The sequence below is a fragment of the Pseudoalteromonas tunicata genome, from assembly GCF_002310815.1.
GTDB lineage: Bacteria > Pseudomonadota > Gammaproteobacteria > Enterobacterales > Alteromonadaceae > Pseudoalteromonas > Pseudoalteromonas tunicata.
This window is the reverse complement of the sequence record NZ_CP011032.1, coordinates 1,425,917-1,445,724: the sequence shown is the minus strand read 5'-3', so window position 1 is coordinate 1,445,724 and position 19,808 is coordinate 1,425,917. Positions and strand designations below refer to the sequence as shown.

The following is a 19,808-nucleotide window of genomic DNA, read 5'->3' as shown; positions in this document are numbered from 1 at the left end:
AAACGACTGAGCTTTGCTCGCCTTCTGAAACAGGCTTGCACCTACCTAACATCAACCTTGGGCGGACCAAACCCCAAAATTGCACCTAACTTAACTGCAAAACTTTGCAAAATGCCTTTTTTGGTAAGATTAAGTACGTTTAAAATTTGTTCAAACCTGAATTAAAACAGTCACTTTTCAAACTGATTGCGTATAAAAACAGCGAACGAACGCAATTATTGAATTATTACAAGATTAGTTGTTGACACTTAGGGGCACTGTCATTAATATTTCGCCCCGTTGAGAGAGACACGCTTCCCCCTTAGCTCAGTTGGTTAGAGCGACGGACTGTTAATCCGCAGGTCCCCCGTTCGAGTCGGGGAGGGGGAGCCAAGTTTCTAAACACAATGTAGTTCCCCCTTAGCTCAGTTGGTTAGAGCGACGGACTGTTAATCCGCAGGTCCCCCGTTCGAGTCGGGGAGGGGGAGCCAACTACATAACTTAATTCGTTCCCCCTTAGCTCAGTTGGTTAGAGCGACGGACTGTTAATCCGCAGGTCCCCCGTTCGAGTCGGGGAGGGGGAGCCAAATTAAGTACACTGCCCCATTATTGTTCCCCCTTAGCTCAGTTGGTTAGAGCGACGGACTGTTAATCCGCAGGTCCCCCGTTCGAGTCGGGGAGGGGGAGCCAAATAATTTTTGTTAGACAATCCTTTCTTAATACTTTACTCTCCTACTTTAGATTTAAAACCATAAAAAATAGATATTTAACTCTCTATAAACTAAATTTGGTTTAATGTTCATAACTAGATAATAAGAAACGGACCATGGCTGGACTTACACGATTTTTATTGATTCAAATTTTCTTTTTCATTACTACTTTAAGTATTGCTAGTTATACCTTTATCTCGCAGTTACAGAGCCTTGCGTCACAGCAACAGCTTGTGGCACAAAAATCAATCGACTATTACATAAAAAGTTATAACCCAACCGACGATACCCCACTTGGGCGTAAAGTTGCGATTACGTTTAATTTAAATAGCCTGATTGTTCGTGATAATGAGGGAAAAATCCAAGAGTCTATCCAAGGTGATTTTGATTACCTACCGTTATTTGCAAAACTAATTCAAAACAGCTCCCCTTTTATTCGTCCACAATTTGTTGTTAATACCGAATCTAACCTAAAACTTGAATTCACGATTAAACTCGAAGAAGAAGCCAGCTCTATTCATACTCAGTTTATTATTTTGTTGATTATTATCTTTATTTTATCTTTCTTGCCGCTTTTAAGTGTCAAAAGCATTATCAAACGCGCTCAAGAAAATATCGGCAATAATATGTCATTGATGGTTGATAACTTTATCGAAAAAAATGATAAAAACATTCAACTTGATAGCTCAATCGCGGCCACGAGCGTGTCATCTATTTTTCCAAGCATTGTGCGCCTAAATGCGTATTTACGTAAAAAGCAGCAAGAAATTGAACAATCTGCCCTTTCGATTAAACAAAAAGCCTTTAAAGATTCCGTCACAGCACTCGGTAATCGAAATTTATTTGTAGAATATTATGAAGATCATGTTGAAAGTGCCGAAAATCAATTTGGTAGCTTAATTATGGTGCGTTGCTCTGAGCTGCAATTGATTAACCAAACTCGTGGTTATTATCATGGTGATGAATACATTAAAGAAGTCGCGCAGCTATTATTAAAATCAACAGGCACTTATGCAGGCGCGACTTGTTACCGCCTTAATAGTTCTGACTTTGCTGTTTTGCTACCAAATATTCCGTTAAAAGAAGCAGAGCGTTTTGGTCAAGATTTACAATCAAAATTTACTGAATATCAACGCAGTGCTGAACTCTCTTCGGTGGGCAACTCTGGTATTGTTTCTTATTCATCAGCAAAACCGCTTGGTGAATTATTATCACAAGTTGATACTGCGCTGAGCCTTGCGCAAAGTAAGCAAACAAACGCATGGCATGTGCTAAAAGACAGTGATTTAATGGATAATGTCAGTGCTAATTTTGGTAATCAAAACTGGCGTGAAGTGATTGATGATGTACTTAATAATTCCCGCGTACAGTTATTAATCCAAACCATTATGCCGACCAATCGCAGTGCTAAAGTGTACTCAGAAATTTTGGCGCGCTTTAAAACTGCCGAAGATCAAATTTTGCCAACTGCGTCGTTTTTAGCCATGGCTGAAAAGTTAGAGCAAATTTATCACGTTGATAAAATGATCGTTGAAGCTGCTCTGACCTCAATTAAAACCATGAATTTAGGTGGTCAATTTTTTGGTATTAACATCACAGCTCGTAGCGCACACGATGAACAGTTTATGATTTGGCTTGAAAGACGCCTCTTAAAAGACAGTAATATCTCAACAAAACTCATTTTTGAGATTAGTGAATTTGGTTTACAACAAAACATCAAAGCCAGTAAACGCTTTATTGATATGATCCACCGCGTGGGTGCCCGTATCACAGTTGAGCGTTTTGGTGTCGGTTTAACCTCATTTAAGTTTTTCCGCGACTTAAAACCAGACTTCATTAAAATGGATGCAAGTTACACTCGCGGATTAGAAGAAGATAAAAACAATCAATACTTTATGCGCTTAATTGTCGACCTTGCTCACCGTATTGGGGTGACAGTACTTGCTGAAGGTGTTGAAAGCCAAGAAGAAAAATACATAATTGAGCAACTTTGCCTCGATGGTGCTCAAGGTTATTACATCGAACGACCGCGCGAAATTTAATCCTTCCCTATCACGAATCGAATACTTTTTTCGGTTCGTGATAATTACAAATGATAGTTATTCAATTAATTACCGCTCAAACCGTCTTGGAAGTTGTTAATTTGCTAAGAAAACTGGATAATAAGCCAGTTTTTTAATGTGCTGGAACTCAACCATGTCTGAATACCTGTTACTTTTAATAGCAACAGTGCTGGTTAATAATTTTGTGTTAGTGCAATTTCTTGGACTTTGCCCTTTTATGGGGGTGTCGGGTAAATTGGAAACGGCCATTGGTATGTCTTTGGCGACCACATTTGTATTAACCTTAGCGTCAGTTTGCAGTTATCTTGTCAGCCATTATATTTTAATTCCGCTTGATTTAGCGTTTCTTCGCACAATGAGCTTTATCTTGGTGATTGCTGTGGTAGTTCAGTTCACCGAAATGGTGGTTAAAAAAACCAGCCCTACTCTCTATCGTTTATTGGGTATCTTTTTACCTCTAATAACCACGAACTGTGCCGTTTTAGGGGTTGCATTGCTCAACGTCAACAAAAACCATAATTTTATTGAGTCTGCGATTTATGGTTTTGGTGCGGCTGTTGGTTTTTCATTGGTGCTGGTTTTATTTGCGGCGCTGCGCGAACGCTTAACAGCTGCCGATGTACCCTCTCCTTTTAAAGGTGCATCGATTGCGATGATCACCGCAGGATTAATGTCTATGGCCTTTATGGGCTTTACTGGTTTGGTTAAGTTTTAATGATATTATTGTACGCCCTCGCCGCGCTTGGCATTCTTGCGCTGATTTTTGGTTTAGTTCTCGGCTACTCTGCGATTCGTTTTAAAGTTGAAGGCGATCCGATTGTCGATCAAATCGACGCTATTTTACCGCAAACTCAATGTGGGCAATGTGGCTACCCTGGTTGTCGTCCTTATGCCGAAGCAATTGCCAATGGGGATGAAGTGAATAAATGCCCACCAGGCGGCGAATCAACCGTTAAAGAATTAGCCGAACTTATGGGTGTTGAAGCCAAACCACTGGCAGGTGGTGAAGCAAAAGAACCGATTAAAAAAGTGGCCTATATTCGTGAAGACGAGTGTATTGGTTGTACTAAATGCATTCAAGCCTGCCCTGTTGATGCCATCATAGGCGCCACTCGTCAAATGCATACAGTACTTATTGATGAATGCACAGGTTGCGATTTATGTGTTGAACCATGTCCTGTTGATTGCATTGATATGTTACCGGTTCAAGAAACCAGCCAAAACTGGAAATGGCAGCTTAATGCCATTCCTGTTACCCAGCTTGATTAAGAGGTTTTAGTGGATAGTTTACTTACTCAAATCGATAATGGGACTATTTGGCCAATTCCAGGTGGTATTCATCCTGTTGGGCACAAAGAGCAGTCATCCCAAACCCCTATCGAACGTTTAGCACTGCCAAATGAATTTGTTATTCCATTAAAGCAACATATTGGTACCCAGGGCACGTTATTAGTCAATATTGGTGATAGAGTACTAAAAGGCCAAGCTTTAACCGAGCCAAAAGGTCACTGGGCGTTGCCTGTTCACGCTCCAACATCGGGCATAATCAGCAACATTGCAAGCCTGCCTTCGGCGCACCCATCGGCGTTACCTGAACTCAGTATTGTATTAACTGCTGATAACAACGATACCTGGTGCGAACTCACACCTTGTGATAATTACCTTGAGCTTTGTGCCAGCGAAATCATCAATAAAATTCGTAGCGCTGGTATCAGTGGCATGGGTGGCGCTGGTTTTGCAACTTATGTAAAAGCGCAACCGTTACAAAAAATCGACTACTTAATTGTTAATGGTGTCGAATGTGAGCCTTACATCACCTCCGATGACCGATTAATGCAAGAACACGCCACAACCATCATCGAAGGCAGCCTAATTTTAGCGCACGTACTAAAACCTGAACGTATTTTAATTGGCATAGAAGATAACAAGCCCGAAGCTATTGCAGCGATGCAAGCCGCTGCTAAGCCTTATCCACATATTCTAATTCGAGTTGTGCCAACTAAATACCCATCGGGCGGCGAAAAGCAGCTGATTCAGTTGTTAACCGGTCAAGAAGTTCCCAATGGTAAAATTCCTGCCGATATCGGCATTGTGGTGCAAAATGTTGCAACCCTTTTTGCTATCGAACAAGCGGTTGTGCATGGTAAACCATTAATTGAACGTGTTGTGACCATTACAGGCCACACAATAAAATCACCTGGTAATGCTTGGGTGCTGCTTGGGACACAAGTACGCGAACTGCTATTGCAACGTGGATTTGAGCCTGAAGCTGAACAACGAGTCATTATGGGTGGCCCAATGATGGGTTTTACCCTGCCAACCGTTCGTGTGCCTGTAATTAAAACCACCAACTGTATTTTAGCGCCAAGCCAAGTAGAGCAACCTTTTGCTGGCGATGAAAAAGCGTGTATTCGCTGCAGTGCCTGCGCCGATGCTTGCCCTGCCTCATTATTACCGCAACAATTGCAGTGGTTTGCAAAAAGCCAAGAGTTCGACAAACTCGAACAGCACAATTTATTTGATTGTATTGAATGTGGCGCATGTGCCTTTGTCTGCCCAAGCGAAATTCCACTGGTGCAATATTACCGTGTTGCCAAAGTGCAAATAAAAGAGCAAAAAGCAGAAAAAGCAAAAGCCGAACGTGCAAAAGAACGTTTTGAAATACGAAATCGTCGCTTAGAAAAAGAACTCGCTGAACGACAAAACCGCGGTAAACGCCCTGCAGCTAAAGTATCAGAACAAGCTGCTGATGCCATTCAAGCAGCGCTTGCTCGCACTCAAAATACGGCTTCGACCTCTGACGATAGCACGCAAGATATGGCCGCAATAAGAGCGCAGCGCAAAGAAGCGGCGCGTCTTTATAAAGAGCAAAAAGCCGCCGAGCATCAAGATACTCCGAGCAATATAGAAAGCAGCGCAATACCGGCTGAAGATAAAAAATCGGCCGTTGCAGCCGCCATTGCTCGTGCTAAAGCCAAAAAGCTCGCAGCTGAGCAGCCAAGTGATGAAGCTGAGCCTACACCAGATACAGGCAACAAAGATAAAAAAGCAGCTGTTGCTGCCGCCATTGCCCGCGCCAAAGCCAAAAAGCTCGAAGCTGAATTATTAAGTGATGATGAAATAGCAGATTCTGCCGCAAACGATAAAAAAGCAGCGGTTGCCGCAGCAATTGCCCGAGCAAAAGCAAAAAAACTTGCCGCTGAACAACCAAATAATGAAGCTGAGGCCTTACCAGACACCAGTGCGAACGACAAAAAAGCCGCGGTGGCTGCTGCCATCGCCCGCGCTAAAGCCAAAAAACTGGCCGCGCAAGCTCAAGATAATGCACCTGCGAGTACAACAACTGACACAGAAGTTAGCGATAGTCTAACTCGCTCAAGCGATGCAGCAACACCGCAAAATGAGTTATCTGACGCTGACGATAAAAAAGCAAAAGTTGCTGCTGCCATCGCCCGTGCTAAAGCCAAAAAACTGGCCGCGCAAGCTCAAGACAATGCACCTGCGAGTATAATAACTGACACAGAAGTTAGCGATAATTCAACTCGCTCAAGCGATACAGCAACGCCGCAAAATGAGCAAACAGTGTTATCTGACGCTGACGATAAAAAAGCAAAAGTTGCTGCTGCCATCGCCCGTGCTAAAGCCAAAAAACTGGCTGCGCAAGCTCAAGATAATGCACCTGCGAGTACAATAACTGACACAGAAGTTCGCGATAATTCAACTCGCTCAAGCGATACAGCAACGCCGCAAAACGAGCAAACAGTATTATCTGACGCTGACGATAAAAAAGCAAAAGTTGCTGCTGCCATCGCCCGCGCTAAAGCCAAAAAACTCGCTGCTGCACAACAAGCAGCTTCACCTAATCACAGCACCACAGAGGACGATACTCAATCATGAAACTCAACATGTTAAGTTCTCCCCACAGCCATAGTCAAAAGTCGCTATCAACCTTAATGTTGAGCGTTATTTTTGCCTGTATTCCGGGGCTGATTGCACAGTGTTATTTTTTTGGGACTGCTGTTTTAATTCAATTACTACTTGCGGTGATCACCGCTGTTGTGTGTGAAAGTGCGGTAATGATGCTACGAAAACGCGCGGCACTGCCTGTTATCACCGACTTTAGTGGGATCTTAACTGCCGTTTTATTAGCGTTAAGTATTCCCTCTTTAGCACCGTGGTGGATTATTGTAATTGGTACTTTTTTTGCTATCGTAATTGTGAAACAGCTTTACGGCGGGCTTGGCTTTAACTTGTTTAACCCTGCGATGGCCGCTTATGTATTATTACTGGTGTCGTTTCCTCTACAAATGACATCATGGTTACCCGTCGAAAGCTTGCAACTTCATCCAATTAACTTTGCCGACCAACTCAATGTCATTTTTACCGGATATAGCCAAAGTGGCTTTAGCCTCACACAGCTTAAAATGGATATTGATGGTATTACTATGGCGACCCCGCTTGATACGCTCAAAACTGATTTAGGCAAAGGTTTAACCGTTTCGGAATCCATGAAACATAATGTTTTTGGTCAATACGCAGGATTGGGCTGGCAATGGGTTAATATTGGCTTTTTTATCGGTGGCTTATATTTAATAAAAGCTCGGGTAATTAATTGGCATATTCCAATCTCGATTTTAGCGAGCATCACAGTATGTGCTTCAATTGGCTATATTCTTTCGCCAGACCAAGCGGCAGGCCCCGTGTTTCATTTACTGAGTGGCGCCACCATGTTTGCCGCATTTTTTATTGCCACCGATCCGGTTAGTGCTGCTACGACAAATAAAGGCCGTTTAATTTATGGCGCCTTAATTGGCCTGCTGATTTATTTAATTCGTACTGTGGGTGGTTATCCCGATGCCGTTGCATTTGCAGTTTTGCTGCTCAATATGTCAGTGCCGTTGATAGACCATTACACTCAGCCACGTACTTATGGCCATAGGAAATCATCATGATTTTATCTTCGATGCGTAAAAATGGACTCATTCTGACTTTATTTGCCATAGCCACTACGGGCGCTGTGACCTTGGTTCAACTTGCAACAGCTGAGCAAATTGCGCTGCAAGAACAAAAAAAACTGATGAACACCCTCTCACAAATTATTCCCAATGACGCGTACGACAACGAACTTTACCTTGATTGCACCCAGATCACCGCAGCTGAACTAGGAGAAAATCAAGCACATACCTTGTATCGCGCTCGTAAAAATGGCCAAAACGTTGCTTTGTTAGTGCAAAGCACCGCTCCCGATGGCTATAGCGGTAAAATTGAAATTATTTCAGCGACTTATCGTGATGGGACGTTAGCAGGTGTGCGCGTATTAAAGCACAAAGAAACCCCAGGGCTTGGCGATAAAGTAGAGCCTGAAAAATCAGATTGGATCCATTCATTTATCGGCCAGCAAGTTGAGTCACTTAACGACCCTCGCTTTAGAGTAAAAAAAGATGGCGGTGTGATCGATCAGTTTACTGGTGCAACCATAACACCTAGAGCCGTGGTGAAAAGTGTTAAATCGGCTAATGTGTATGCTCAAACTCATTTTGATGCGCTGTTTGATGCTAAAAATGACTGTGCTGGAGTGCAATAATGAACACTGAATTTCAAAATGTTACCGAACAAGGTCTTTGGAAAAATAACCCTGCGCTCGTGCAACTGCTAGGCTTATGCCCTTTATTGGCTGTAACCGCCACCATTACTAACGCCATGGGCTTAGGGTTTGCAACCTTATTGGTACTAATGGGCTCTAACATTACCGTCTCAATGGTCCGTAACTTTGTGCCAAAAGAAATTCGCATTCCGGTATTTGTCATGATCATTGCCGCCTTTGTTACCATTATCGAACTGCTGATGAATGCCTACACCTTTTCGCTTTATCAATCGCTGGGGATTTTTATTCCACTCATAGTTACCAACTGCGCCATTATCGGCCGTGCCGAAGCCTTTGCTTCAAAAAACACGGTAATTTTATCGGCTTGGGATGGTTTTATGATGGGCTTAGGTTTTACCTTAGTATTGATAGTACTTGGTGCTATGCGTGAGTTATTAGGCCAAGGCACCCTATTTGATGGCGCACACTTATTGTTTGGCCAATGGGCTACAGTATTACGCATTGAAGTATTTCAGTTTGATAGCCAGTTTTTACTTGCCATTTTACCACCTGGTGCTTTTATCGGTATGGGATTTTTAATTGCGGCAAAAAATATCATTGATCAGCAACTTAAAGCTAAACAAGCCCCTATAGCTACCACAGAAAAAGCGCCTCGCGCCCGTGTAACGAGCTTAAATTAATGAATAAAGAAAAACGCCATGAAATTTTAGTACGCTTGCGCGAAAACAACCCACATCCCGAAACCGAACTTGAATACAGCTCGCCGTTTGAGTTGCTAGTCGCGGTCACACTCTCAGCACAAGCAACGGATGTCGGCGTCAATAAAGCGACCCGCAAGCTCTTCCCTGTTGCCAATACACCACAAGCGATTTTAGCTATTGGCCACGACACGTTACGTGATTACATTAAAACCATCGGTTTATTTAACTCAAAAGCCGCCAACGTTTATAAAATGTGCCAAATATTGGTTGACAAACATAACGGCGAAGTGCCAGAAAACCGCGAAGCGCTCGAAGCTTTACCCGGTGTTGGCCGTAAAACTGCTAATGTAGTGCTTAATACCGCCTTTGGCTGGCCGACGATTGCCGTAGACACGCATATTTTCCGTGTTTCTAACCGTACCAAATTTGCTATGGGTAAAGATGTGGTTGAGGTCGAAAAGAAGCTAGATAAAGTGGTGCCGGCCGAATTTAAGGTTGACGTACACCACTGGCTCATTTTACATGGACGTTATACCTGTGTAGCGCGTAAGCCAAAGTGTGGCAGCTGTATAATTGAAGACCTGTGTGAATTTAAAGAGAAAACAGAGTAATCAAAGCCTGCTTTGTGCCATGAACGGACCTTGAGGCGTAACTCGTTTCTGCCCCATTATGAGTTAACGTAAATACTCTATAGGTCGACTTTGAGCGAGAAGCAGTCAATCAAAAGTTTTGATGTCTGAAGTCAAGATTTGACCCTCGTTGACTTAAAGCGCTTGTTAGCTGTTTTTCAACTTCGATGTAAATTGCATCAGTAGTATCACAAATGGTTGATGCTTCAGCGGTAACTCCCCAAAATTCATCGCTAAACATCTCGATTGCAACGAGTAAATGCTCCGCAGATAGCTTTATATCAAATTGTTGCGATGGTATGTGTAATTTATTTTTGCATCTTGCGAAATACAAAGATTCTTCTCGGAAATTTGAATATTCACCAGTTTGATATTTCCTAAAAAACTCTTCAGCTCGATCCTTTCCCATACTATTTTCAAGTCTATCACCAATAAGGTACATATTATCAAGAGCAATCTTATGTTTTTTAACATGTTGGAATAATGGATCTTTACTTCGTCTTACCTGTTTTATTTCTTGCCCCCATGAACGCATATGACCAGATTTTATTTTTGCTATTTCTTCAAATATTGTGATACTTAAAAAAACAGAAGGCGCATAACTCTTAGCCATAAATAAAACATTTGCAGCATTAATTAATTCTTTTACATGCATAATCGCAGAATTATATTCGTCACGATCCATCAAGCCTATATAGTCATCGGAAATAACCCTAGCGGCATCCGCGGTATAATGGAAACTTTGTTTATTCATTGTGACTCCAGATGACAGCTAACGCCCAAAGAAGGGGCAGTAACATGTGGGCTAAAATACGGAACGAAGTGACGGGGCCCATATGTTATTGTCCCGCTTACTTTGTTTGTTATACACATCACTTCTCGGTGGCTGGTAAAAGGACTTTTAGCCCATTGTACCAAGCTAGAAAAGCAACGGTGCCATGAGTTTCATTTTCGAAGTATTGCTGTTGAGATATACCGTTTGTCGCATCTATTACAGATGAGGCAAAAGTAGTACCCCATTTGTAATTAGTTAATCCGATTTCTCCCAGGTGAGAATTGTCTGCAAAAGCAAAGTAAGCTCGAGAACGAATCTTTACTTCTCCATTTGTAGCACTAAATTCTCGATTTAAATAGTCGTTATCCCATAGAGATGTTGGATCAATGATTAGGTAGTCTGTAAAAACAGATGGTGACTTTAGAAGAGTGGTTGCAGCAAACAAACCTCCAAACGATTCACCAACCAATAACCGCTTTTTAGAAGTTCTGTATTTAGTATCAATGGCTGGTATTAGCTCCTTTTGAAGGAACTCGGCGAACTGTTGCGCATTTCCTGTTTGTTCAAATGTGTCCAAAACTCGGCCTTTAAATTTCCACTCTCTCAGATATGAAGGTGTGAGGTCTCGTGATCTATTTGTATTCGGAATGGAAATGACGATTGACTCTTGAACCTGCTTTTCTAACGTTTCTGTACTCAAGGATTCAAGCACCCCGACAAATCCTTTAAATCTATGGGTATCACCGTCAAGAAGATAAATGACAGGGTAAGTATTTTCGCTTTTTTCGTAAGACGGGGGTAAATAAACCATATAAGGTCTATTCTCACCCATTATCTTTGATTCTAACGATGTGGATGTGCCTAATAAAATCGAGTCTTCCGCTAATACTGGCAAGGTAAACAACAAAATTGAGAACGCTGATACCAACTTTTTCATACTAACTTCCCTGATGTGTATAACGATTAAGCTAAGGGGCCGGCTTTAGCCGGTCCCAGTGAGCGAAGCGAACGATTTGAGCGCATTGTTATACCCGTGCTCAAGGTAACTGCTTGATCGCAACGACTAAGGCTGCAATACCTACAACTAAGCCTGATAGCCCAAGCCAATGAGTCTTAAACCATACCCTAACTGGATAAGCCAACTTGCTAGCCGCTAAAAACCCTGAATCAGTAAACACAAAACTCATACCATCTCTCTTGATGTAGCCCAGTTCATCCATCCTCATAACATAAGCTGCATAGTTAACTTTTGGTATAGATTTTTGCCTATCAACTACTTCAGGCACTTGAACTTCCATGTCACGATCAAAGGCATGAAACTTATATCTGTTTAGATCAAGTACCCCATCATTCTCTTGTTCAACGATACGATGATAGAGGGTAAGCATCACTTTTTTCAGGACTTTTTCACTAACCACATACGATTTCAATACCAACTCCTTTCAAGGGTATAACGCTGCCAGCAGGCGTGACGTTGTTTGGCGTCGCTTGACTGGCCTTGTTAGCAGCCTGAACCGGACTTTCGCGGCTTGCCGCACTGGCAAACCCAAACAAAGGCAGACTGCTGATATTAAAATTAAACCTGTTAACTGCGACACGGCGAGCCAACACTGTTAAGCGAAGCCAAGAAGAGCAACGCTACCGCCACAATCGCTTGCAGCAAACCTACAAACTGGCGAGCTTTGACTATTTGCCAGTGCCGCTAGGAAAGCCAAACACGCGCAATGCCCGAACAAAACTACTGACTAAAACCGTTCAAACCCGAAAACCTGCTAACGCCCGCCACACACGCGAGCAACTTGTTGCGAGTCGAGCGCCGAAGGCGCATTGTGCTGGGGTTTGTTAGCTGATTTTATTTAATTTATTTATATTTTTAATGTAACCCAACTCAAAAAGCTCTTGCCCGATAGCTTTTACTATCTGCGTTTCCTCTGCTGTTCTATCCATTTTTGATACAAGGTTTGAATATTTAACTTGCATTTGCTTTATTTCAAAGTCTCTTTTTCGGCAATTGATGCACTTGATACAGTGTGAATCAACCCAAAATTTTAGTTCTTCAAACCAGTACTTTTGCTCAAGCGCAAAAAATATAAACTCTCTCTGGCAACCTTTACAAGACTCTTCGATATCAACGTACAGTTTTCGAGAATATTCTGCATAATTCTGTTTTTCTGCTTCAGCAGGTATTGCCGTTTCAGGAAAATATTTCAAGCTAGCATAGCGCCAGTGGGCACTTTCAATTTCATCTTTAGAATAAACGTGACCAGAAGTAATTGGTTGAGATCCATATCTTGGATGAGGCACATAATTCTTCATTTGGAGTACTACTCAAAATTTCAATAATCAGCTAACGAGGCTGTAGAATTTCTATTTTTATAAATTTGGCCATTTTTTTGACCTCCTGTATCGCTTTCTAAGCGACAATCTCGTACTAAGCAATGCATTTGAGACCCCTTAAAGCACCTAAAAACTTGACCAAATGAGTAATTCTACAACCTCAACGCCCAAATCAGCGGCTAGCTTTGGCTAGTCCGCTGGATTTGCTTGTTAGCTGCTCTTCTTTACTAACTGAATAATCAGTTACATGAATATCTTCACGAGCTTTCTTTAAGGAAGTTGCAAAGTGAATGACGTATTCTCGATCATTTTTTAACTCTAATTCCTTGTTTAAGGACTCATTACTAAAAGCCTTTATAAAGAAACTTATGACTTGGTTCATGCCACACTCCTAGATTTGTTTGTGTGAAACTCATACTGCCATCTTTTAATTGAGTTTAGTGTAAGTTCTAAATCTATTCTCCGGCAAATATCTGAAAAAATTTCTGATATTGCGTCTGCTTGCTGTTCATCCAGCGGATCACATAGCCTGCGCCCATATGTGACTATCGAAATGATGTAGTTATCTCTATAGTCATTATTGACAGTGAATGCTGGGTAGCAAAATACGCTTCCATCCCCAGTTCTATTATCGCGCTCGGATAAAAAGTAATTCCCCTTTTTATGAGCCTGTCTTTTACAAGCGTGAAAAATTGGTTCACCGATTTTAAGGCACTCAGCAGCAGTTGATTTACCCTCTATGAGCTTAATAGCTTTCGTATGTTTCCAACTTCGATTCGTTTCGTATTCGTAATACCAATTATTGTTCTTCGGGTCATTGTGCATGATTGTTATACAAACTTGGTTACGTTTTAAAGAAAAATTATTAAGTAATAACGCCTCTATTTCACCTAAGATCAAATTTATTTGCTCTTTTGGCTGAGTAATTTGCTTAAACGTATTTCCATTTGGCTTCAACTTTCCAGATTCATCTTTAAAACGATCAAGCTTCTTCTGGACCACTCGTGTAGTTAGTAAGGCAAAGCCTTCCAAAAACTTTTTGTATGCATCACCTGATTGTTCCTCGTACCAATCCGCAATCCCTCGAATTAACAAAGCAGTTAAAGATACAAATATTAGTATCGAAAAGGCAATTTCATGCTTCTCTATGTGGTTCTTTATTATGTCCCATTTATCACCCCAGACATCCAATGTAATGAAGTAAGCGCCTGTTAATCCGGGTAGGAAGACTTGTAGAAATCTATTTCTAATAGTTCGTACTATTGTGTTTTCATATAATACTTTTCTAAACAGCTTCCTATGTAAATACCTAGACCTTTCAAATAAAAAGCTAAGTACCCAAACAACTATTACCGCTATCAATATGAAATTTTGATAGTCCTTCGATACATCTTCCAATCTAGCTTCATCCTTTTAAAAATTTAATGCCCAAGCCTAAAGCTTATGGCAGCTAACGAGGCTGTAGAATTTCTATTTTTATAAATTTGGCCATTTTTTTGACCTCCTGTATCGCTTTCTAAGCGACAATCTCGTACTAAGTAATGCATTTGAGACCCCTTAAATCACCTAAAAACTTGACCAAATGAGAAATTCTACAGCCTCAACGCCCTGTTAACAGGCAAAATGCAGTTGGCTAAAATAAGGAACGAAGTGACAAAAAGCCAACTGTATTTTGTCCTTGTTTAACAGCTTGTTAGGGGTACATTTACCCATACTTTTGAATCAACTCTTTAGTATACTTAGATGCATCCTGCATTTGTTTAGTTGATAAATTTAAACCTGAAAGAATACTCTTTGCGGTTACTTGATCTTCTAGCTTTCGATGGACTGTGACTTGTAACCAAGCATATCCCTTAACTAAATCTACATTCTCAGGACCACCCATTTTGTAATAAAGAACACCTAAATCAAATGGTGCTCTCTCATGTTTTTGTTGAGCTGCAATAGTTAATAATGGAATAGCTTCTTTAACATCGGGAGTGCCAAAACTGCCAGATAAAATTAGGATTGCAAGGTTATAGGCAGAACGACCATTTCCTTGTTCAATTGATTTTGAGTACCAATACTTCGCTTTGTTTAAATCTTTGGGGTTGCCGTCACCTCGCTCGTAGCTATACCCCAAAAGGTATTGAGCATAGTTATCACCACCCTCAGCAACTTTTGCTAAATCTTCCATTTTCTTATTTGAAGTAGATTGGCAACCAGAAATGGCTAATACCAATGCTACGATGATTACTCTGAAATCCATTTGTACCCCTAACAATTCAGTATCGAGCGATTGGGTCGTTTTGCGACAGCGGCCACGCTCGATTTCCTACCAGCCATTTTAATCGCCGGCTCTTGCATCCCTTACCAGCTTGAACTTCTAAGGAATACGCGTATCTTTCACTCTGCAGTAAATCGAGTGTCTTGCTCGTTTTCATGACTATACGAGAAACGAGTACCAACTGTTTATATTCACAGTTATTTAACCCGCAATTCTATCAATCGACTTATTTTATTGATATTACAATAGATTACGTTAGTACCGCAATGCATCATGTATTCCTTGCCACAACCGTTAATGCCAGCACAGCCAAACCTACCCCAACAGCGCATTAATCGCCTTCTCTAAACAAATCTCAAAGGCCGCAACACTACTAAACCCAAACGAACATAGCGCACCGCGCTCAACTTGCAAAACAAACCTAACCCGAATCGCAGTCATATAATTTTGTGGCAACTGGGCAATACGGCCATCAATCAACTCTAAATACTCAGGCACATTGCGTTCTTCAGCGGCAAAGCTCGACCCATGCACACCCAACTCACAAAACTCACGTATTTTTTCAGTTGGCGACTTACTCGCATAACCATTACCCAACTCCTGCCTTGCCTGGTAACGGCCCCACTTCTTCAACAGCATCACCACTATTTCTATTAGTTTTAAACACAGCTCAAATCTCATTTAAATACTTGTTAAATGGGGTCTAGATAAGTTTTATTAGTGTGCCAATAATTGCGCCTAGCATACCCGAAAAACCTGATATAGCAGCAATCCACCACCTTGAGTCCTTTTTCTGGTCAAGCTCACGAGTATGAAGATTGATTGCTGTATTGATCAAAGTGGAAATATCAGAATCTTCTAAGGGAATTCGAGAAATTCTTTTTTTCTCTTCTTGAGTTAAAGATTTAAATTTATCCCTTGAAATTTTTTCTTCAAGCTCCACATCATATAGCTTTTGGTAGCTTCTTCGCCAAACTAGAGATGCTTTCTTTCGCTCCCCACCTAAACGAAAAAATTCTGGGTGCTCTTCAAAAATTTTTTTCCAATACTCACCTTTAGATTCATTTCCTTCTATTCTTTTAGCCCAAGCTGAAAAATCTGCTTTATAAAACTTATAAGTTGCCATTACTTGAATTGCAGCTATGACATCAGCCAACCTATTTTTATTTGTAGAGTATGGATTATCCAAAATGCCCCCAATGTTAGAATGAGAAATTTAACGAGCCTTTATAATAAGTAAGCTCGTTTTAAATTTGTTTTCATTAACCTTCAAACATACCTAAGCTCCTATTTTGATTCAATCGTTTAATCTGTTTTGAGTCGATATTTTAAATGGAGGTTTTCTTGCGGTTTCTATGAGATATTAAGTCATTATTAAGGTTAATTAAGAGTTCCCTGCTTAATGCATACAATCAAACCATGTTTTCAAATCAAACTATCCGTGATTCGGTGCTGGGAAATCGAATAAAGTAGCATTTAATGGTTCTGTTCTTAAATTCAATGCTCAGAGATTGTGTTATGTAGGAAGGGTCAAAAGCTTAAAGGTTGCAATGGACCCAAAACCTCTTTTTAGGAATAGTCTACAAGACGCCTTGCAGAAGCAATGCCTGAGTAAATTATCAAATTAAACCATGCAAAAGAACTCAAACAGACTGATGATATTAAAAATACTTTCATCATTTCAGGGTTCTGTATTTTGAATGAGATTGCTGCTAATTGAATTGAACCAATACATAAAATTGAAGATAAATAGTATAAAATGATGCTCAAAATAAATTTAACATCTAAGGCGAGTTTATTTTTAATTTTAAACGTTTTATCAAATTCAATATGTGATCGCCCTTTTTTATAATCAATAATCCTTAATAAAGGATCTTGCATTTTGGCAAGAAACCTTATTTCATTAGATGGTGAAGAAACCTTATGTTCATTCTTAAATGCTATATGAAGCTCGGTATCATTTATGCTATCGACATCATTAACAATCATTTTCTCAAAACTTGATAAAGTATGGTCAGGCTTAACGTCTTTTCTTGTATTCCGAAACAGAATGATTGAAATTGCAACGAGTAATACACCAAAAATTGCAATCCAGTTTTCGGGACCAAACTCAAAAACTATCGACACATTCAGATTGTCAGAATTATATTTAGCCTCAGCTTTCTTGCAAAACATATATATATTCGAAGACAATATCAGCACACTACCTAATGAAAAAAGCCCTTTTATATATTTTTGTTCAAAAGGAGCATTCAGAATTGAGTGGAATTTTGTAGCCACACTATCCAAAATTCGTTCAATGAAACTCACATTTCCTCCATGTATAAGTTAATCGTTAAGTAAACCCATTTATAAACATACAGCATAAGAGTTTTATCAATGTAATCAACTGATTTTTTTTAATTTATAACTTTTATTGAAAACTAATTCCTATTGAATAGGATTAAAGAGGTTGTAATTATTGATAGTATTCTTTTGGCTCTTTCAATTTGAAAAATTCTATTGCAAACCTTGCTTACTGTCTGACTACATAAATCTACCCCAACAGCGCATTAATCGCCCTTTCTAAACAAATCTCAAACGCCGTCACGCTACTAAACCCAAACGAACAAAGCGCACCGCGCTCAACTTGCAAAACAAACCTAACCCGAATCGCCGTCATATAATTTTGTGGCAACTGGGCAATGCGGCCATCAATCAACTCTAAATACTCAGGCACGTTGCGTTCTTCAGCTGCAAAGCTCGACCCATGCACACCCAGCTCACAAAACTCACGTATTTTTTCAGTTGGCGACTTACTCGCATAACCATTACCCAACTCCTGCCTTGCCTGGTAACGGCCCCACTTCTTCAACATCATCACCACTAGTTTTCTATTGTTCATTATTAAATAACTCCCAAGCAGTGCCCGCATCGAATTTGTAAAAATCAACCAAACTTAAAAAATCATCCACACTTACAGCCGTTTTGCACTTTTCCCAATTGCGCAACGTGCGCTCAGTCACCCCATAAACCAAGGCAACTTTCTCTTGAGAATACTGGCGAGCCAAGCGCAACTCACGCAGCACGTCCCCCGCGCTTTTTTTGCGTTTGGCTCCTTCTGTATTGTGGATCATCTTATTCACTCCCAACCCCACACACTAAGCCGCTTTCAACTTCAGCTGCAAAAAATAATATCTCGGCAATATCTCGGTCAGCACGCCATTCAAACCCAACCCAAACACATACCCATGATAATCACTCAAAACCGCACCCTTCTGCTTTTCCGCATGCGCGTGAATGTATGTTTTATCTAGCTTTTTTAGCTTATGGTTCAACAAAAGCTCACACACAAAATAATCACCCCCCCTATCAAGCCACATAGAACGCGCAAATTTACGTAAATCATGAGCCGACCACTCACCCCCACTTAAATCACGTATCAAACGGCTCGCATCTTGGGCACTAAACGCACGGCCATTACCCACACCAAACAAAAAAGCACCTTTGGCATAATCACGATAAGCCAAAAACGAGTTTACCCAACCGTCCGCTCCTCGCTCAAAGCAGTCTTGCAAAAGTAAGTATTTTCGCTCTAGGTTCATTATATTTTGGCTGGCCGACAATCGCTGTCGACACCCACATATTTCGTGTTTCCAATCGCACTAAATTTGCCATGGGTAAAGATGTGGTTGAGGTCAAAATGAAGCTAGATAAAGTAGTGCCGGCCGAATTTAAGGTTGACGTACACCACTGGCTCATACTGCACGGACGTTATACTGTGTTGTTCGAAAACCAAAGTGTGGCAGCTGTATAATTGAAGACTTATGTGAATTTAAAGAGAAAACAAAGTAATCAAAGCCTGCTTTGTGTCATGAACGGATGTTGAATAGATCCCCTGCCAAAATTAGTACTTCATGCCTCATTTAGTATTGCCCACTGTTGCTTTCTCCATGCTGCGGGGGTATCGCCATATGCTTTTTTAAATTGTCTGATGAAGTGAGTAGTATCATTCCAACCAAGCTCTTCAACGATCAAATTTATGGGAGCTTTTGTATGTAACAATCTTGAACAAGCTTCTGTTAAACGACTCCTAGTAATCCAATCTCCAATAGAGTATCCCGTATCTTTTTTCACTAACGTAGCTAAGTGTGATGGGCTGCAATGGATGGCCTTTGCTACATCTTTCAGTGAAATCGGCTCTAAAAAGTGCCGCTGAATATAATCCAACGCTGAGACAACTTTGTTAGAGCCTGTAACAACGTACTTTTCTAATTGTGTGGCTTTCTCAATTTCATATAAAATCAAAATTAGTAGACTCCTATAAACCTCCAAATAGTTAGTATGTGCATTTTTTAATGCTTGCTGAAGTTCATTAAACAAAAATGTTATGCTCGATAAACGCTTTTCATCCAACTTTAAAATAGGTAGAGCACCTAATCGAACTTGTCGAAATGGACGCATTAAGGGATCATTTTCATTGAGACCAAGGCAACTTGGGCAAAAACTGACCCACCACACATCCAAGTTTTCGCCTTCAATTAAACTATGGGGCATACCTGCTGGAATTAGTGTGAACATATTAGCGTCTAATTCCACTACTCCTCTATGATGCATTTTTAGAGTGCCTTTATTAATAAAGGTAACAATATATTCCGTTTGAGAACCGTGTTCTTCGCCACTTAAGTTGTCAATAAATTCATGCCCAATACTAATCGTATGTTCCGAATGCATTTACCCCCCTTTTTCAGCTAAACGAACAAT

Annotated in this window: 23 protein-coding genes, 4 tRNA genes and 1 pseudogene; 13 read left to right on the top strand and 15 right to left on the bottom strand. The window is 40.7% G+C overall.

The genetic code is table 11. The annotated features are described in order from the left end of the window. The first annotated feature begins 295 nt into the window (after window positions 1-295). From PTUN_RS06810 to nth, 12 genes are all read left to right on the top strand, one after another. A tRNA-Asn gene (locus tag PTUN_RS06810) sits at window positions 296-372 on the top strand. Window positions 373-393: 21 nt separating this feature from the next. Next, window positions 394-470: transfer RNA gene (locus PTUN_RS06805), tRNA-Asn, on the top strand. Between the two features lie 19 nt (window positions 471-489). Continuing rightward, window positions 490-566, top strand: a tRNA-Asn gene (locus PTUN_RS06800). A gap of 26 nt (window positions 567-592) precedes the next feature. Then, window positions 593-669: transfer RNA gene (locus PTUN_RS06795), tRNA-Asn, on the top strand. 136 nt (window positions 670-805) lie between these two features. Then, entirely contained in the window at window positions 806-2,731 is a 1,926-nt protein-coding gene (locus PTUN_RS06790; RefSeq protein ID WP_009839470.1) for an EAL domain-containing protein, read from the top strand. 154 nt (window positions 2,732-2,885) lie between these two features. Further along, window positions 2,886-3,467, top strand: coding sequence for an electron transport complex subunit RsxA (rsxA, locus tag PTUN_RS06785; RefSeq protein ID WP_009839469.1), 582 nt, complete (start codon window positions 2,886-2,888; stop codon window positions 3,465-3,467). Continuing rightward, entirely contained in the window at window positions 3,467-4,021 is a 555-nt protein-coding gene (gene rsxB / locus PTUN_RS06780) for an electron transport complex subunit RsxB (RefSeq protein ID WP_009839468.1), read from the top strand. The genes rsxA and rsxB overlap by 1 nt, the downstream gene beginning before the upstream one ends. A 9-nt stretch (window positions 4,022-4,030) precedes the next feature. Next, a complete protein-coding gene (gene rsxC, locus PTUN_RS06775) occupies window positions 4,031-6,649 on the top strand; it encodes an electron transport complex subunit RsxC (protein WP_009839467.1) in 2,619 nt (872 codons plus the stop codon). Continuing rightward, complete coding sequence (gene rsxD / locus PTUN_RS06770) at window positions 6,646-7,704, top strand: electron transport complex subunit RsxD (protein ID WP_009839466.1); 1,059 nt, start codon at window positions 6,646-6,648, stop codon at window positions 7,702-7,704. The genes rsxC and rsxD overlap by 4 nt, the downstream gene beginning before the upstream one ends. Next, on the top strand, window positions 7,701-8,336 hold the full coding sequence (gene rsxG, locus PTUN_RS06765; RefSeq protein WP_009839464.1) for an electron transport complex subunit RsxG: 636 nt from the start codon (window positions 7,701-7,703) through the stop codon (window positions 8,334-8,336). Before rsxD ends, rsxG begins: the two co-directional genes overlap by 4 nt. Beyond that, complete coding sequence (locus tag PTUN_RS06760) at window positions 8,336-9,037, top strand: electron transport complex subunit E (protein ID WP_009839463.1); 702 nt, start codon at window positions 8,336-8,338, stop codon at window positions 9,035-9,037. Before rsxG ends, PTUN_RS06760 begins: the two co-directional genes overlap by 1 nt. Then, a complete protein-coding gene (gene nth / locus PTUN_RS06755) occupies window positions 9,037-9,669 on the top strand; it encodes an endonuclease III (protein ID WP_009839462.1) in 633 nt (210 codons plus the stop codon). The genes PTUN_RS06760 and nth overlap by 1 nt, the downstream gene beginning before the upstream one ends. 109 nt (window positions 9,670-9,778) lie before the next feature. Here the strand turns inward: nth and PTUN_RS06750 are convergent, their stop codons facing one another. The 14 genes from PTUN_RS06750 to PTUN_RS06680 all read right to left on the bottom strand — a co-directional run bounded on the left by PTUN_RS06750 (window position 9,779) and on the right by PTUN_RS06680 (window position 18,670). Beyond that, complete coding sequence (locus PTUN_RS06750; protein ID WP_009839461.1) at window positions 9,779-10,441, bottom strand: AbiV family abortive infection protein; 663 nt, start codon at window positions 10,439-10,441, stop codon at window positions 9,779-9,781. A 118-nt stretch (window positions 10,442-10,559) separates the two neighbouring features. Continuing rightward, window positions 10,560-11,399 (bottom strand): alpha/beta hydrolase, encoded by an 840-nt coding sequence (locus PTUN_RS06745; protein ID WP_009839460.1) that lies wholly within the window; start codon window positions 11,397-11,399, stop codon window positions 10,560-10,562. A gap of 100 nt (window positions 11,400-11,499) precedes the next feature. Then, window positions 11,500-11,892, bottom strand: coding sequence for a hypothetical protein (locus PTUN_RS06740; protein WP_069358450.1), 393 nt, complete (start codon window positions 11,890-11,892; stop codon window positions 11,500-11,502). A 412-nt stretch (window positions 11,893-12,304) separates the two neighbouring features. Beyond that, window positions 12,305-12,778 (bottom strand): zinc-ribbon domain containing protein, encoded by a 474-nt coding sequence (locus PTUN_RS06725; protein WP_009839456.1) that lies wholly within the window; start codon window positions 12,776-12,778, stop codon window positions 12,305-12,307. 193 nt (window positions 12,779-12,971) lie between these two features. Continuing rightward, window positions 12,972-13,181: a hypothetical protein gene (locus PTUN_RS06720; protein WP_009839454.1), complete on the bottom strand. Its 210-nt coding sequence runs from the start codon at window positions 13,179-13,181 to the stop codon at window positions 12,972-12,974. After that, window positions 13,178-14,197 (bottom strand): hypothetical protein, encoded by a 1,020-nt coding sequence (locus PTUN_RS06715; protein ID WP_009839453.1) that lies wholly within the window; start codon window positions 14,195-14,197, stop codon window positions 13,178-13,180. Before PTUN_RS06715 ends, PTUN_RS06720 begins: the two co-directional genes overlap by 4 nt. Window positions 14,198-14,220: 23 nt before the next feature. After that, window positions 14,221-14,346 (bottom strand): hypothetical protein, encoded by a 126-nt coding sequence (locus PTUN_RS22415; protein WP_269725595.1) that lies wholly within the window; start codon window positions 14,344-14,346, stop codon window positions 14,221-14,223. Window positions 14,347-14,504: 158 nt separating this feature from the next. After that, window positions 14,505-15,047, bottom strand: coding sequence for a tetratricopeptide repeat protein (locus PTUN_RS22410; RefSeq protein ID WP_050760043.1), 543 nt, complete (start codon window positions 15,045-15,047; stop codon window positions 14,505-14,507). 333 nt (window positions 15,048-15,380) lie between these two features. Continuing rightward, window positions 15,381-15,746 carry a hypothetical protein gene (locus PTUN_RS06705; protein ID WP_009839451.1) on the bottom strand — a complete coding sequence of 122 codons (366 nt, stop codon included), beginning with the start codon at window positions 15,744-15,746 and terminating at the stop codon, window positions 15,381-15,383. 22 nt (window positions 15,747-15,768) lie between these two features. Beyond that, window positions 15,769-16,254, bottom strand: a complete 486-nt coding sequence (locus tag PTUN_RS06700) for an N-carbamoyl-L-amino acid amidohydrolase (RefSeq protein WP_119081450.1) — start codon at window positions 16,252-16,254, stop codon at window positions 15,769-15,771. A 380-nt stretch (window positions 16,255-16,634) separates the two neighbouring features. Next, complete coding sequence (locus PTUN_RS06695) at window positions 16,635-17,375, bottom strand: hypothetical protein (protein WP_040644111.1); 741 nt, start codon at window positions 17,373-17,375, stop codon at window positions 16,635-16,637. Window positions 17,376-17,601: 226 nt separating this feature from the next. Next, window positions 17,602-17,949: a hypothetical protein gene (locus PTUN_RS06690; protein ID WP_009839448.1), complete on the bottom strand. Its 348-nt coding sequence runs from the start codon at window positions 17,947-17,949 to the stop codon at window positions 17,602-17,604. Next, window positions 17,939-18,181, bottom strand: coding sequence for a helix-turn-helix transcriptional regulator (locus PTUN_RS06685; RefSeq protein ID WP_009839447.1), 243 nt, complete (start codon window positions 18,179-18,181; stop codon window positions 17,939-17,941). Before PTUN_RS06685 ends, PTUN_RS06690 begins: the two co-directional genes overlap by 11 nt. Before the next feature lie 24 nt (window positions 18,182-18,205). After that, window positions 18,206-18,670: a hypothetical protein gene (locus PTUN_RS06680; protein ID WP_157579388.1), complete on the bottom strand. Its 465-nt coding sequence runs from the start codon at window positions 18,668-18,670 to the stop codon at window positions 18,206-18,208. Here PTUN_RS06680 and PTUN_RS06675 point away from each other — a divergent pair. Then, window positions 18,655-18,899: pseudogene (locus PTUN_RS06675) on the top strand (endonuclease III); the annotation flags it as partial. The gene PTUN_RS06680 and the pseudogene PTUN_RS06675 overlap by 16 nt on opposite strands. Window positions 18,900-18,959: 60 nt before the next feature. Here PTUN_RS06675 and PTUN_RS06670 read toward each other — a convergent pair. Continuing rightward, a complete protein-coding gene (locus PTUN_RS06670; RefSeq protein ID WP_009839444.1) occupies window positions 18,960-19,778 on the bottom strand; it encodes an AraC family transcriptional regulator in 819 nt (272 codons plus the stop codon). Window positions 19,779-19,808: the final 30 nt, after the last annotated feature.